Source organism: Marinobacter sp. (assembly GCF_048269445.1).
Lineage (GTDB): Bacteria > Pseudomonadota > Gammaproteobacteria > Pseudomonadales > Oleiphilaceae > Marinobacter.
The window spans coordinates 279,165-294,690 of sequence record NZ_JBLXIQ010000004.1 but is presented as its reverse complement, the minus strand read 5'-3'; the positions used below and the strand labels follow the sequence as shown (position 1 = coordinate 294,690).

Genomic DNA, 15,526 nt, shown 5'->3' with positions numbered 1-15,526 from the left:
CTTCGTGATTGCCTGTTGATTTACATAGAAAAAACCTTCAAATACATCTTTAAGTGACTGTATTTTAGACATATTTGCTTTGTAAAGTTTGGAAACAGCTGCTGGATTTATAGTCCCGGGTGCCATACATTCCCTCGCATGAAAAATTATTTAGATTAAGCGGCTTTCCTTTCATGCGGTGGCCGGCGCTATCTGGCAGGACTTATCACATTGAAATCGTCACTTTTGATCGCACTCTTGTGGTGCGTAGGCAGTCAGCCTCTCTACGCCCAAGAAGGTGGCTCGTGGCTCCGTACTGGCTGGCAGCCCTATTCGAGTAATTTTGCCGGCAGTGTGGACGCGTTCCAGAAAGAGCGCGAACACTGGTTGAGGTCGCGGCTGAAGTTTTCCGGCAGGACGGAACTGAACAATGATGGCATCGATGGCTCTGTCGGCGTAGCCGCAGACAGACTCCTCGGTCAGAGTGATGCCATTGGGTTCGACTACCGTGATGCCCGATCCTATAAAAACGAGACCGATTCCAGTGCCGCGTCATTCCGCTATCATTTCCCGGCAGGGGCGAGTCAGGTGCGGATTGAGGCGGGCAACTCCCGTTACGATTACGCGGCCAGCAATGCTGGCCGTCGCTTTAACGCCAGTGGTGAATCCCGTGTGCTCGGTCTGGGGGCGAGCAGGCCACTATTCTCCCGGTTCGGCATTGCCTTCGATGGCATCGCCCGGCATCGGGGCAGAGACAGCGTATTCTTTGAGGAAGACAACCTGGTATCGGAATCCCGTTACCAGCTTTCGTCCGTTGGCCTGAAGGCAAGTGGAGGTCATGAGCTGGGCGCTGGCCTGGTCGCTAACACCCGGATTTTGGCATTGAGTGGCCGAGAATTCCGTGCGACCGATTACCCGCTTCATAACGACATTTCAGATGAAAGGGAATTCTATAAGGTTGCCGTATCCGCCTCTGTTGAACATGAACTGTTCCAGTGGAACTGGCGGGTGAACGGGCGGTATCAGTTTGCGGATGAAGACCTTCCCTCGTCGGAATACCTGACGGTCGCCGGCCCGTCCATGCTCACCGGTTTCAATGGCCAGTCCATTTCAGTGTTCAGAGGTGGCTGGCTGAGATTCGATACCGCCAGCCCCGCATGGCCCATGCCATACCTGGACGGCGTATTGTCCAGTGTGAACTTTGCCGTGCTGCAGGGCTGGATTCCCGATTACGGAACCCAGGCAAACCGCCACGGTAACGCCAGTGCTGGCCAGGTCTCACTGAAGATGCAGGGCCGGGCCTTTACCGCCAACGTCAGCGTCGGCCGGATGATCCGCGCCTCCACCATGGCCCTCACAGTGCCCGATTATCCAGATGTGCGTTTCTCGCTGTCCATGGGGATCTGACGCTACGTCTTAAAAAGTTGTCACTTGAGTAAGTTTCGATCGCAGGTGCTACATTAGTACATCTAAGGGATGTGATCGAGGTTGGAGAACCATGCGCTCAGGGACAGGATTGCTCACGCTGCTTACGCTGCAGTGCTTTTTCTACACTGGTGCCACTCAGGCTTTTGAGTTTTCAGATGTGGTCGATAAGGCCAGGGCCCTGGCTGAAGCCAAATATGAGCCGCCAACAGAGGTGCCGGGATTTCTCAGAGACCTCGATTACCAGAATTATCAGGCCATTCGATTCAATCCCGAGGCGAGTCTGTGGCGGGAAGGTCGTTCCCGTTTTCAGGTCATGACGGTGCCGCCGGGCAATTTTTACACCCACACAGTGCAGCTGAATGAAATTGACGCGGAGGGTGTAGAGCCCATCCCGTTTGACAAGTCTGCCTACAGTTTTCCCAATAGTGACCTTGCCAAACGAATACCCGCCAATCTCGGTCACGCCGGCTTTAAGCTCACCTATCCTCTGGGCGAGGGAACGGAGCAGAACCAGTTTCTGGTTTTTGCCGGAGCGAGTTACTTCCGTGGAGTAGGGGCGGATAACCGGTTCGGCCTCTCCGCAAGAGGCATCGCGGTCAACACGGGCCTGCCATCCGGCGAAGAGTTTCCCTCATTTATTGAATTCTGGCTTGAGCGGCCCGGCGGCGGCAGTGATCGTATGCGAGTATACGGGTTGCTGAACGGCCCAAGCGTGTCCGGGGCTTACAGCTTTGACATACAACCCGGGCCAACGACCCGGATTGATATCACGGCCGAGGTGTTTTTCCGAAATGCAGTGGATCAGCCGGGGTTTGCACCGCTTACCTCCATGTTCTACTACGGCGAAAACACGGCGCGCCCGCTCGGGGAGTGGCGGCCACAGGTTCACGACTCAGACGGTCTGCTGATTCACGACGAGGGCAGTGATGAATGGTTGTGGCGCCCACTGGTCAATCCCTCCCGACTCACCCTTGGATATCTGCAGGTGAACCGTCTGGGAGGCTTTGGCCTTATTCAGCGAGACACAGCCTTCCATCAGTTTGAAGATGCCGAGGCCCGCTATGACAAGCGCCCCAGTGCCTGGATAACACCCCGCAAAGGCTGGATTGATGGTGAAGTCGTGCTGGTTGAGATCCCAACCGATTCCGAAACCAACGACAACATCGTCGCGTTCTGGAAACCAGGGGAAGCCGCCAGTGCAGGCTCTCATCACCAATTCGCCTATACGCTCAGCTTTGGTGGCAGTGACGTGGCAGGTCAGGACACAGGGCAGGTGGTGGAAACGTTCGTGGGGGACGGCAACCGCACCGGAGGTGGTGATGCAGAAAATGCCTACCGAATCATTGTTGATTTTGCCGGTGGCTCACTGGACGAACTCAAACCGGATGCCGCGGTGATTGGTAGCGTCAGTGCCGGCAACGGTGCCGACGGCTCCGAAATCATTGAGCATTACGTCGAATTCGTTGAGGCGGATAACAACTGGCGGCTGTCCATGCTGGTAAGGCCCGGCAAGGGAAAGGATACGGTTCTTCGCGGCCAGTTACTGCTGGATGACAAGCCCCTGACGGAAGTCTGGACCTACCCGTTGTTCGAGGCTTCCAGGGCTGCTCAGACCAGACCATGACGGGAGGGAACCCTGATTATGCCCGAGATCCTCTGTCAGCAAGCGTTGGAAAGGGTACTGACCTACCTGGAAGACTATGGTGTTGCATTGACAGCGGACGCCTGCAGACAAGCCCTTCGACTGGTCGAAACCTCAATGGCTGAGGGCGCCGGGCCGGACCTGCCTGCCCGGTGTATCGACAATATTCCCGGTTATTTCGAGCTCCCTCATGAGAGCATTCCGGATGCCAACCCACCACTGAAGCGCGGGCACATCGGCTATGAGTGACATGGCCAACAGGGAGGCTACGCTGACTCGGAGCCTTTCAGGCGATTGGCGCAGAGTCGCAACGTTCAGGCGCTTGCTACTGACCATTTTCGTGCTGGGGCAAACCCTTACCGCCTGTTATTTTCTGCTCTGGATTTTACCGTACCATGGCGGCACAAAGGTCGAATTGGGGTTGTTGGTACTGTTCGCGCTGCTGTACATGTGGATTGCCGTTGGCTTCTGGACGGCGGTTTTCGGTTTTCTGCTCAGGCTGGTGGGGGGTGACCGTTACAGCCTGCTGAAGCGGCATGCCGGGAAGGATCTGGAGGCCACACCGTTGGCCAGAACAGCCATCATCATGCCGGTCTATCACGAGCCCGTATACTGGACCCTCAGCGGGCTCAAGGCGGTCTATCAGGACCTTGAGCGGTCTGGTCACCTGGGCCAGTTTGAGTTTCATATTCTCTCGGATAGCCGCGATCCGAATGTGTGGCTTGAGGAGCAGGCCACCTGGCATCAGTTGTGCCGTGAACTTGGGGCGGAAGGGCGGCTGTTTTATCGCCGGCGGCGGGTGAACCTCAATTTCAAGAGCGGCAATGTGGCAGATTTCCTGCGCCGCTGGGGTCGCCGCTACCGCTATACGGTGGTTCTTGATGCCGACAGCCTGCTCAGCGCAGAAACCATCGTTCGCATGGTGCAACTGATGGAGCGTGAGCCGCAGGTTGGCATTCTGCAAACGGCCCCTTCCATCATCAACGGTGAGTCATTGTTTGCCAGAGTGCAGCAATTCTCCAACCGTCTTTATTCCACTCTGTTTGCCACTGGCCTCGCCGCTATCCAGATGGGCGACGCCGCATTCTGGGGGCACAACGCCATTATCCGGGTCAAGCCCTTCATGGAGCATTGCGGTCTGCGCAAACTGCGCGGGTTCGGCCTGTTCCGGGGACCCATCATGAGCCACGACTTTGTGGAGGCGGCCTATATGGGCAGAGCCGGTTATGAAGTCTGGCTGGAGCCTGGCCTTCGCAACAGTTTCGAGGAGTCTCCGCCAACGCTGTCGGACGAACTCTCGCGCGACAATCGCTGGTCCCGGGGGAATCTCCAGCATTTGTGGATTCTGCTGTTCGGGCGCCGGCTTCGACTGGCACACAGGATGGCGTTGTTAAACGGGGTCATGGCTTACATGGCGTCGCCGCTCTGGCTGGCGTTCCTGATCCTGACCACCGTGGAAGCGGTACAGATGACTGTCGCCAGAATCGATTACTTCCCCGAGGGGCATCAGGGGTTGTTCCCGCTGTGGCCGGAATGGCGACCGGAATGGGCACTCGGGCTTGCGTTAAGTACGCTTTCGCTGCTGTTTATCCCGAAATTCCTGGCCATTCTGGACTCGGTTATTCACGGTACAGCCAGACAGTTTGGCGGGGCTTTGAGGCTGTTTATCAGTGTCCTCGCTGAAATCGTGGTTTCGGTCCTGCTCGCGCCTATTAGGATGATGGCCCATAGCCGCTATGTCCTTGGTGCCTTGTTGAACTTGTCGCTGACCTGGGCCGGCCAGAACCGCACACAGGAGACCACCTGGCGGGATGCCTTTCTGACCCAGCTTCCTGGAATGGTGGTCGCGGTGGGCTGGTCCGCCTTTGCCTGGAGCCTGGACCCCATGTTCTTCCTCTGGTCACTGCCGGTCGCTGTTCCGCTGGTGCTGGCAGCGCCCACCTCGGTATTACTGAGCCGAGTTGGGGCGGGCCGGGCCCTGCGAAGCTGGGGCATACTGTTGATACCGGAAGAACGAGTGCCCGTGAAGGTATTGGAAGACGCCCGTGCAGCCAGGCGTAATGGTGAAGAAAGATCATTGTTGACGGCGGTGGAAGCTGCGGTGGTCCGGCCCAGGCTCAACCGGCTACACCAGGCCCTTGCCCGCAATGTCCGTCTCACCAGAAGGGCGGAGTTGCTGGCGCCCCTGGTGGAGCGGTTTAGCAGCGAAGGGCCCGAGTCACTGTCGCGGAGCGAACTCAGCCAGTTATTCCGAGACAGGCAGTCGCTGGCGGAACTGCACAAACTTGCCTGGCAGGCTCCACCAGACAGCTTCTGGGGCCGGCGCATCAATTTTCTAGGCAGAACCAGTTGGAGCCGGGCGACCAGGTACTGACAGAAACCTGGCTGGACCAATACAAACCGCCGCCGGCGCAATAAAGGGCATAGCCATGGCAAAACAGGAACAAAACCAAAAGGGCGAAGGGGGTGGCGAGCCCGGGGAGGATGGCGACCAGTTTGAACGCAGCCTGCTTCCAATGGTGGATGTTCGCAGTACATCTCTGATCGTTCTCACCTGCGTCGCGGCGCTGTATTTCATCTCCTGGGCCCAGGCGGTGCTGGTACCTCTGGTGGTGGCCATTCTCATCAGTTACGCCCTGGATCCACTGGTGTCCGGGCTGGAAAAATTCCGGTTTCCTCGCGCGCTCAGTGCTGCACTGGTGTTGACCGTTGTCGTAGCCGCCATTGCCGGAGCGAGCATCCCCCTGAAACGCGAAACCATGGCGATACTGGACAAGGCACCACTCGCCATTGAGCGGTTCCAGCGCAGCGAAGCGCGCTCGACGCCGCAGGAAGAAGGCGTCATGGAGAAGGCTCAGGATGTGGCCAAGAAAATCGAAGACACAGCCGCGGATGAAGAGGCGGAGGCGGCGGCGCAGCAGCCCGACGTGATGCGGGTCCGGGTGGTGGACAAGCCGTTCAAAGTCTGGCAATACCTGATGCAGGAGTCGTCGACGATATTGGTACTTATATCCCAGGCGTTTTCCGCATTGTTACTGGTGTTTTTCATGCTCTCGGCGGGTCGGCTCTACAAGCGCAAAGTCGTCAAATTGTCGGGGCCGTCATTTCATGCCATGCGCAAGGCTGCGCGGATCATGAACGAGTTCCATAGCCAGGTGCGACGTTTCCTCTTTGTGATGCTGCTGGGTGGTCTGTTTGTCGGGTTTTTCACCTGGCTGGCGTTTTTTTTACTGGGAATGGAGCAGGCAGTTTTCTGGGGCGTGGTGGCCGGTGTGGCAAGCGTCGCGCCATATCTTGGGCCGTTTCTGGTCATGGTCGGTTCCGGAGTGGCCGCATTCATTCAGTTTGGCTCAATTGATATGGCCATCATTGTCGCCCTTGCCTCGCTGATGGTTACCAGCATCCAGGGCAACCTGCTACTCCCGATGCTCACCAGCCGCGTTTCCAGCCTTAATGAAGTGGCTATCTTCCTTGGCCTGTTGTTCTGGGGTTGGCTCTGGGGCCCGATAGGACTCATCATCGCGACACCGCTGTTGATGATCATCAAAACCCTGTGCGACCACGTCAGCAATTTGAGGGTGGTAGGGGAGTTGCTGGGTAAGTGAGGCTGTCATGTCAACAATTGAGCAAGTTTTGTTCGACGGATTGTTGACAATACTATCTCTCAGGCGTAGATTTCGGATCATTCCAGTCACTATTGTTGACAAAGCTATGTCCGAAGCTAACCTCCAAACCTACACTCGCGCCGATGAAGCCTTTGATTGTCTGCAAACGGCTATCGTGAAAGGCGATCTCATCCCTGGCGAGAAAATCGGCGAAGTGGAACTTTGTTCCCGCTTCAACCTTACCCGAGGACCCTTGAGAGAGGCGCTTGGCCGACTTGAATCCCGCGGATTACTGGTTCGCCGCCCCCATGCCGGGGTAAAGGTGGTGTCCGTGAGCGCCTCGGAACTGATCGAACTCTACCGCATCCGGGAAGTGATGGAGGGGCTGGCGGCGCGCCAGGCCGCCGAACGCATGACCGACCAGGAGATTGCAGACCTGCAGGCCACCCTCGACACCCACGAGCGAATGATCGACGAAGCCCAGGGGCAGGCCTATTACCAGGCTGAAGGGGATTACGACTTCCATCACCGGATCGCCACTGGCAGCCGCAACACCAAGCTGGCCCAGATGTTACTGGGCGATCTTTACTACATGGTGCGGATGTACCGTTATCGGTTAAGCACCTCCACCGGTCGCCCCCATCGGGCGCTGGGTGAACACCGCCGTATCGTCGAAGCCATTGCCCAGCGCGATGGAGAGCTCGCCGAATTCCTGATGAAAAGACACATAAACGCCGCCCGCCTTAACATCGAGAAAAAGATTGAGGAAGGCGAACTGACGATCTGAAAATGGGGTCAGACCCCAACTTCACGCACAACTTTACGAATAACGAAGAGAGGCCAACATCATGTCCAAAAAACTCAGCCCCGGCGCCCGCTTCCGCAAGGCCCTGAAAGAAAACCAGCCCCTGCAGATCGTAGGAACCGTTAACGCCTACGCCGCCATGATGGCCGAAAAAGTCGGTCACCAGGCAATCTACCTTTCCGGTGGGGGCGTGGCCAACGCCTCCTACGGCCTGCCGGATCTGGGCATGACCACCATGAACGACGTGGTGGAAGATGTTCGCCGCATCACCGCCGCCACTGACGTACCTCTGCTGGTCGACATCGACACCGGCTGGGGCGGCGCTTTCAACATCGGCCGAACCATTCGTGAAATGGAACGCGCTGGCGCGGCAGCGGTCCATATTGAAGACCAGGTCGCCCAGAAGCGTTGCGGCCATCGTCCGAACAAAGAAATTGTCTCCCAGGAAGAAATGGTAGACCGCATCAAAGCCGCCGTTGATGCCCGTGAAGACAAAGACTTCTTCATTATGGCCCGTACCGATGCCTTCCAGAAAGAAGGCCTGGAAGCGGCCATTGAGCGCGCCAAAGCCTGCATTGAAGCCGGCGCAGACGGCATCTTCGCCGAAGCGGTTACCGAACTGGAGCACTACAAGGCATTCTCCAAAGCCCTGGATGTGCCCATTCTGGCCAACATCACCGAATTCGGTGCCACGCCGCTGTATAACCGCAAAGAGCTGGCCGAAGCCGGCGCCGATATGGTGCTGTACCCACTCAGTGCCTTCCGCGCCATGAACAGAGCCGCTCTGACTGTTTACCAGAACATCCTGGAGAAGGGCGACCAGAAAGACGTGATTGATCTCATGCAGACCCGGATGGAGCTGTACGATTTCCTGAACTACCACGATTTCGAGCAGAAGCTGGACCAGCTGTTCCAGCAGAGCAAAGGTTAATTATGAAATTGGAGTCAGATGAAAATTTCATCTGACTCCGTCTTCAAGTTTCAAGATGAGGGGGAATACAACAATGGCTGAAGCAAAAAAACTGAGCGGCGCAGGCCTTCGAGGCCAGGTCGCTGGTGAAACCGCCCTGTGTACCGTCGGCAAAAGCGGTGCAGGCCTGACCTACCGCGGCTACGACATCGCCGACCTGGCTGAAAAAGCCCAGTTCGAAGAAATTGCCTACCTCCTGCTCCGTGGCAAACTGCCAAATCGCCAGGAGCTGGATGCTTACACGAAAAAGCTCCAGAGCCTGCGTGGCCTGCCCACTGCACTGAAGGCCGTGCTGGAACAAATTCCCAAAGACGCCCACCCGATGGACGTGATGCGTACCGGCTGCTCCATGCTGGGTAACCTGGAAACCGAGCAGGATTTCAGCGAGCAGGATGACAAGATCGACCGCATGCTGGCGATCTTCCCGTCGATTATTACGTATTGGTACCGCTTCGCCCACGAGGGCATCCGGATCGAGACCGACAGCGACGTGGATTCCATCGGTGGCCACTTCCTGGAGCTGCTTCATGGCAAGAAGCCCAGCGAACTGCACGAACGCGTGATGAACGTGTCGCTGATCCTTTACGCCGAGCACGAATTCAACGCATCCACCTTTACCGCCCGGGTTTGCGCTTCAACGCTCTCCGATATCCACAGCTGTGTAACCGGCGCCATCGGCACACTTCGCGGCCCGCTGCACGGTGGTGCTAACGAAGCCGCCATGGCGCTGATCCAGAAGTTCCAGACCCCGGACGAAGCCGAAGAAGGCCTGATGGGCATGCTCGAGCGCAAGGAAAAGATCATGGGCTTCGGCCATGCGATCTACAAGGATTCCGACCCCCGCAACGCCATTATCAAACAGTGGTCCAAGAAGCTGGCGGACGAAGTGGGCGATACCGTTCTGTATCCGGTTTCCGAGCGTTGCGAAGCCGTCATGTGGCGCGAGAAGAAGCTGTTCTGCAACGCTGATTTCTTCCACGCCTCCGCCTATCACTTCATGGGCATCCCGACCGAGCTGTTCACCCCCATCTTCGTGATGTCTCGCGTCTCCGGCTGGACCGCCCACGTGAAAGAACAGCGCAAAAACAACCGCATCATCCGCCCAAGCGCCGATTACACCGGCCCGGCAGATGCGAAGTGGGTGCCGATCGAGGAGCGCACATGAACACCAACTACCGCAAAGCCCTCCCTGGCACCGACCTGGACTATTTCGATACCCGCCAGGCCGTGGAAGACATCCAGGCCGGCGCCTATGACAAACTTCCGTACACGTCCAAGATCCTGGCCGAACAACTGGTTCGCCGCTGCGATCCCGAGGTACTGACCGATTCCCTCAAGCAGCTGATCGAGCGCAAGAGGGACCTGGACTTCCCCTGGTACCCGGCGCGCGTGGTGTGCCACGACATCCTCGGCCAGACCGCACTGGTGGATCTGGCGGGCCTCCGTGATGCCATCGCCGAGAAGGGCGGTGATCCTGCCAAGGTTAACCCGGTCGTCCCCACCCAGCTGATCGTGGATCACTCCCTGGCCGTTGAGCACGCCGGTTTCGAAAAGGACGCGTTCGAAAAGAACCGCCAGATCGAAGACCGCCGCAACGACGACCGCTTCCACTTCATCAACTGGACCAAGACCGCGTTCAAGAACGTGGACGTCATTCCTCCCGGCAACGGCATCATGCACCAGATAAACCTGGAGAAGATGTCTCCGGTGGTCCAGGCTCGCGATGGCGTAGCTTACCCGGATACCTGCGTCGGAACCGATAGTCACACTCCGATGGTGGATGCCCTGGGTGTCATTTCCGTTGGCGTCGGCGGCCTGGAAGCTGAGAGCGTAATGCTCGGCCGCGCCTCCATGATGCGTTTGCCGGATATTGTCGGCGTTGAGCTGACTGGTAAAATACAGCCAGGCATCACCAGCACAGATATGGTACTGGCGATTACCGAATTCCTGCGCAAGGAACGGGTAGTCGGCGCCTATCTGGAATTCTATGGCGAGGGCGCCGACAGCCTCACCGTGGGTGACCGTGCCACCATCTCCAATATGACTCCGGAATACGGCGCTACCGCAGCCATGTTCTACATCGACGGGCAGACCATCGATTACCTGAAGCTCACCGGTCGAGAAGACGATCAGGTAGCTCTGGTAGAGAAATTCGCAAAGGAAACCGGACTGTGGTCAGACAGCATGAACAACGCCGAGTACGAGCGTGTGCTGACCTTTGATCTGTCCAAGGTAACCCGCACCCTGGCTGGCCCTTCGAACCCCCACGCACACCTGCCCACATCCGAGCTGGCAGAGCGTGGCATTGCCGGTGAATGGGAACAGGAAGAAGGCAAGATGCCGGATGGGGCCTGCATTATCGCCGCCATCACCAGCTGCACCAACACCAGTAACCCTCGCAACATGGTGGCTGCAGGTCTTATCGCCCGTAACGCCAACAGGCTGGGCCTGACCCGCAAACCCTGGGTAAAAACCTCCCTGGCACCGGGCTCCAAGACGGTCAAGATGTACCTGGAAGAGGCCAAGCTGATGCCCGAGCTGGAAACCCTCGGTTTCGGCGTGGTGGCCTTTGCTTGCACTACCTGTAACGGCATGAGTGGTGCACTGGACCCGAAAATCCAGAAGGAAATCATCGACCGGGATCTTTACTCCACTGCGGTGCTGTCAGGTAACCGGAACTTTGATGGCCGGATTCACCCTTACGCCAAGCAGGCGTTCCTGGCGTCTCCGCCGCTGGTGGTAGCCTATGCCATTGCCGGCACCATCCGATTCGACATTGAGAAAGATGCCCTGGGATATGACAAAGACGGCAACCCCGTCACCCTTAAGGACATCTGGCCCGACGATGCGGAAATTGATGCCATTGTTAAAGCCAGCGTGAAGCCGGAGCAGTTCCGCAGCACTTACATTCCGATGTTCGACATTACCCGGGACACCCAGGCCAACACCAACCCCCTGTATGAGTGGCGTCCGCAGAGCACCTATATCCGCCGCCCACCATACTGGGAAGGTGGCATGGTGGGCCAAAAGGCCCTCAAGGGCATGCGTCCGCTGGCGGTGCTGCCGGACAACATCACCACAGATCACCTGTCGCCGTCCAACGCCATCCTGATGAACAGTGCGTCTGGTGAATACCTGCACAAGATGGGCGTGCCAGAGGAAGACTTTAACTCCTACGCCACTCACCGGGGTGATCACCTGACTGCCCAGCGGGCCACCTTCGCCAACCCGAAGCTGTTCAACGAAATGGTTCGGGATGAAAACGGCAACGTGAAGCAGGGCTCCCTCGCGCGGATTGAGCCTGAAGGCAAGGTCACCCGTATGTGGGAAGCGATTGAAACCTACATGGAGCGCAAGCAGCCGCTGATCATCATCGCGGGCGCCGATTACGGTCAGGGCTCATCCCGTGACTGGGCCGCCAAAGGCGTTGCCCTGGCCGGGGTTGAAGCGATTGTGGCCGAAGGCTTCGAGCGGATTCACCGCACCAACCTGGTTGGTATGGGCGTGATGCCCCTGCAATTCGAAGAAGGCACCACCCGCAAAACCCTCGCCCTCGACGGCACCGAAACCTACGATGTGGAAGGCACCCCGGCGCCGCGCGCCGAGCTGACGCTGGTCATCCACCGCAAAAACGGCAGCACCGAGCGTGTTCCGGTGATGTGCCGCCTGGATACCGCGGAAGAAGTGTCTATCTACAGCGCCGGTGGCGTGTTGCAGCGGTTTGCGGAGGATTTTCTTCAGTCCGAAGGCGCTGCCTGAGCTAGTAAACAAGGGGTCAGATGAAAGCTTTCATCTGACCCCGTCTTCACGAAGAGAGCAGAAACATGACCCACGCTCCACAAATTAAAATCCCTGCCACCTACATGCGCGGCGGCACATCGAAAGGGGTTTTCTTCCGCCTCAAGGATTTGCCCGAAGCTTGCCAAACACCAGGCGAAGCCCGCGACAAGCTTCTATTGCGTGTCATCGGCAGCCCAGACCCCTACCAGAAGCAGATCGACGGCATGGGCGGAGCCACCTCCAGCACCAGCAAAACCGTCATCCTGGCCGAGCCTACCCAGCCGGACCACGATGTCGACTACCTGTTCGGCCAGGTCTCCATCGACAAGCCGTTTGTGGACTGGAGCGGTAACTGCGGCAACCTCACTGCTGCCGTGGGTGCCTTCGCCATCAACAGTGCCTTCGTCGCCAAAGACCGGATTCCTGAAAATGGCACCTGCACGGTCCGCATCTGGCAAGCCAATATCCGAAAAACCATTGTTGCCCACGTGCCCATCACCAACGGTGAAGTACAGGAAACCGGCGATTTCGAACTGGATGGTGTGACTTTCCCGGCGGCGGAAGTGCAGGTGGAATTCATGGATCCCGCCGATGGCGAAGGTTCCATGTTCCCCACCGGTAATCTGGTGGACGATCTGGAAGTGCCTGGAGTCGGCACCCTGAAAGCCACCATGATCAATGCCGGTATCCCCACCATCTTCGTCAACGCAGAAGACATCGGTTACAAGGGCACCGAGCTGCAGGACGACATCAACGCCGATCCCAAAGCCCTGGCCATGTTTGAAACCATCCGGGCCCACGGTGCGGTGAAGATGGGACTGATCCAGAACATCGAAGAAGCCGCCAATCGCCAGCACACCCCGAAAGTGGCCTTCGTGGCGAAACCGTCTGACTACGTGTCCTCAAGCGCCAAGAATATCGGAGCAGGGGATGTGGATGTGTTGGTCCGGGCCCTTTCCATGGGTAAACTGCATCATGCCATGATGGGTACTGCTGCGGTGGCAATCGCAACTGCCTCCGCGGTTCCCGGAACCCTCGTGAATCTCGCTGCCGGTGGTGGCGATCGAACGCACGTGACCTTTGGTCATCCCTCAGGAACTCTGCGCGTGGGCGCTGAAGCAAGCGAAGTAAATGGTCAGTGGTCAGCCACCAAAGCTATTATGAGCAGAAGTGCTCGTGTGCTTATGGAGGGTTGGGTTAGGGTGCCCGGGGATAGCATCTGAGCCGGAATTTATAAGCTGAGAGCATGAGTTTGTCGGAGAGCAATCACGAGGGTGCCTGGCGACACCCTCGCGTTGGGCTGACTCAGCTTTTTCGTCTGGTCATCCCCATGCCAAGCAGGCCCAGGCCAAGTAGTCCTATTGTTGCCGGCTCAGGGACTGCTCTTACCATGATGTCGTAACCCGTGCTGCCGCCATGATCTTCACGTAGCAGCTGAAGATAATGGGTTCCCGCCCCAAGCACAGTGCCGAATGAATATTCGCCAGGGCTGGAGCCCCCGCTAGCCATGGCGCCGAACTCGAAGTTGCCGTTGATCCAGGCAAAGATTCCATTGTCTACGCCAATATCCACTGAAACGCTCGCGGCCTTTTCCAGAGTGAATTGATAGACAATCGCTGTCTCATCGTTAACCGTCCAGGCTCCGGGAATCGCGGTGTTTGGGCCACTCCAGGTTCCCACAGTGAAATCAGCCGCAAGCCAGTTCCCAAGGTTTGGAGTCAGAGAAAGGTCTGGTTCGGGCAGAGGGTTCACGATGGGATCTCCCTCGCTGACGTTGGCGCCCGGAAAGAAGGTGGAGCCCGGGCCGTAGGTTTCTGCCAGATCTCCCAAGCCCTGGTTGTACCAGCCTGTCGTGCTGTTATCGATAATAATCGTCGCTGATGCCGCACCTGCGAACATGGTCAGCGCTGTTCCAGCCATTAACTGATAAATACTTCTCATAAGACAACTCCAACGATCGAATGTGTATTCGTACCGGAGTATTAGCAAAATCAGTGCCTGCAATAACATAACTATATAAAGCAATGAGATAGCTTTATTCTTGGCAATCGAAATTATAATTGTGTAAGGGAAGTCGACATATATCGGAACCATTTTGGAGGGATAAAAAATGGGGTTGAGATTTTCCAGCGTCAGAATTCTTTACGCCCCTTGAGCCCTGTCGGAGATCTAAACGAATTTAAAATCGGGAGCTATCTATAAAGCGACTTTTTTAAAATTTTGTAGTCTAACGTCTCCCGGTGAAATGCATCACAAAAAAACACATAGCGCTTCAGACGATGTATTTGTTCTCCAAAACTGTCGAAGATGCTTACACCTACGTCTCAAGATCAAGCACGTTTTATTTTTAGTTAGTTGAAAGGTAACAACTTTTAATACGTGGTACGGATGATGCTACCTACTATACACCGCTGACTTGCTTATTTAGCATTCAAGCTCCAGCGTTCACAATCAAGGAGAGATAATTATGAACACTGCATTTAAAAGAACACTTCTAGCCACTCTTGTTGTGCCGTGTGCTCTGGCGGCTCAATCTGCCAGCGCGGTGATGATTACTGACTGGGGTTATGAGGTTGACAGCGTATTCTCTAATTGGACTCAGACAGCCGGAACGGGCTCTGTTACAGCCTCTGACTCAGACCGTAAGCTGTCATGGGGCATCGGTAGTGGACCACAGTCGTCTGTCTCGATCACTGATGTCGATGCGCCGAGTGGTCTGATGACCAATGGGGGATTCGTAGATGGTGGGGTATTCACCCACACCAACAATACGCTTCCGGCCGAGGGCGCGGCTCTGGCCAGCTTTGATCTGACGTCCACGCTGACCCTGACACCGTTTGCGCCTCCGGGTGCTTCGCTGCCGTCGTCATCTACAACGTTTATGAGTTTCTTCAACGAGACGCTGAATAACAATAATTGTGTAGATGCTGCTACCTCCAACTGCGATGACATCTTCACCATTGACAACTTCGGCGCTCTGGGCGCTGTCCCGAATGGTTCAGGTGGCTTCGAGTTCGCCTCGTCATTTATTCTTGATGACTACAAATACACCGTATTTCTTGAGATTCTCGGCTTGTCCGTCCTGGATCCCGACGCCTGTGCAGAAGCGGGCGCTAATACTGGATGTGTAGGTCTGCTGACTGAAGAGGGTCAATCTAACCATTTCGACACCCGCTTCAGGATCACGGCGGTAGAGGTGCCTGAGCCTGGAACTTTGGCGCTGTTGGGCATGGGCCTCGCAGGTCTTGGTCTGGCACGCAGGAGAAAAGCGGCAAAAGCCTGACGTTTGAGCATCCATAACGTTTAGACGACAGTGC

General features: G+C 56.8%; 12 protein-coding genes. 11 read left to right on the top strand and 1 reads right to left on the bottom strand.

Annotated elements, in window-relative coordinates:
* The first annotated feature begins 210 nt into the window (after positions 1–210).
* From ACN0XM_RS10350 to prpF, 10 genes are all read left to right on the top strand, one after another.
* On the top strand, positions 211–1,386 hold the full coding sequence (locus ACN0XM_RS10350) for a ShlB/FhaC/HecB family hemolysin secretion/activation protein (RefSeq protein WP_417566858.1): 1,176 nt from the start codon (positions 211–213) through the stop codon (positions 1,384–1,386).
* Positions 1,387–1,477: 91 nt separating this feature from the next.
* Positions 1,478–3,031 (top strand): glucan biosynthesis protein G, encoded by a 1,554-nt coding sequence (locus ACN0XM_RS10345; protein ID WP_417566857.1) that lies wholly within the window; start codon positions 1,478–1,480, stop codon positions 3,029–3,031.
* An 18-nt stretch (positions 3,032–3,049) separates the two neighbouring features.
* Positions 3,050–3,298: a hypothetical protein gene (locus ACN0XM_RS10340; RefSeq protein WP_417566856.1), complete on the top strand. Its 249-nt coding sequence runs from the start codon at positions 3,050–3,052 to the stop codon at positions 3,296–3,298.
* Entirely contained in the window at positions 3,291–5,423 is a 2,133-nt protein-coding gene (gene mdoH, locus ACN0XM_RS10335; RefSeq protein ID WP_417566855.1) for a glucans biosynthesis glucosyltransferase MdoH, read from the top strand. The genes ACN0XM_RS10340 and mdoH overlap by 8 nt, the downstream gene beginning before the upstream one ends.
* A 55-nt stretch (positions 5,424–5,478) precedes the next feature.
* Positions 5,479–6,654 (top strand): AI-2E family transporter, encoded by a 1,176-nt coding sequence (locus ACN0XM_RS10330; protein ID WP_417566854.1) that lies wholly within the window; start codon positions 5,479–5,481, stop codon positions 6,652–6,654.
* Between the two features lie 106 nt (positions 6,655–6,760).
* Entirely contained in the window at positions 6,761–7,441 is a 681-nt protein-coding gene (locus tag ACN0XM_RS10325) for a GntR family transcriptional regulator (RefSeq protein WP_417566853.1), read from the top strand.
* A 58-nt stretch (positions 7,442–7,499) separates the two neighbouring features.
* The gene (gene prpB / locus ACN0XM_RS10320) at positions 7,500–8,390 is read left to right on the top strand and encodes a methylisocitrate lyase (protein ID WP_417567084.1); all 891 of its coding nucleotides are present in this window, start codon (positions 7,500–7,502) and stop codon (positions 8,388–8,390) included.
* Between the two features lie 73 nt (positions 8,391–8,463).
* A complete protein-coding gene (prpC, locus tag ACN0XM_RS10315) occupies positions 8,464–9,594 on the top strand; it encodes a bifunctional 2-methylcitrate synthase/citrate synthase (protein WP_417566852.1) in 1,131 nt (376 codons plus the stop codon).
* A complete protein-coding gene (gene acnD / locus ACN0XM_RS10310; RefSeq protein ID WP_417566851.1) occupies positions 9,591–12,188 on the top strand; it encodes a Fe/S-dependent 2-methylisocitrate dehydratase AcnD in 2,598 nt (865 codons plus the stop codon). Before prpC ends, acnD begins: the two co-directional genes overlap by 4 nt.
* Before the next feature lie 65 nt (positions 12,189–12,253).
* Entirely contained in the window at positions 12,254–13,432 is a 1,179-nt protein-coding gene (gene prpF, locus ACN0XM_RS10305) for a 2-methylaconitate cis-trans isomerase PrpF (protein ID WP_417566850.1), read from the top strand.
* Positions 13,433–13,514: 82 nt separating this feature from the next.
* On the opposite strand, the gene ACN0XM_RS10300 is transcribed toward prpF, so the two are convergent.
* Positions 13,515–14,150 carry a PEP-CTERM sorting domain-containing protein gene (locus ACN0XM_RS10300; protein WP_417566849.1) on the bottom strand — a complete coding sequence of 212 codons (636 nt, stop codon included), beginning with the start codon at positions 14,148–14,150 and terminating at the stop codon, positions 13,515–13,517.
* Between the two features lie 526 nt (positions 14,151–14,676).
* On the opposite strand from ACN0XM_RS10300, the gene ACN0XM_RS10295 reads away from it, so the two are divergent.
* Positions 14,677–15,492, top strand: coding sequence for a THxN family PEP-CTERM protein (locus ACN0XM_RS10295; RefSeq protein ID WP_417566848.1), 816 nt, complete (start codon positions 14,677–14,679; stop codon positions 15,490–15,492).
* Positions 15,493–15,526: the final 34 nt, after the last annotated feature.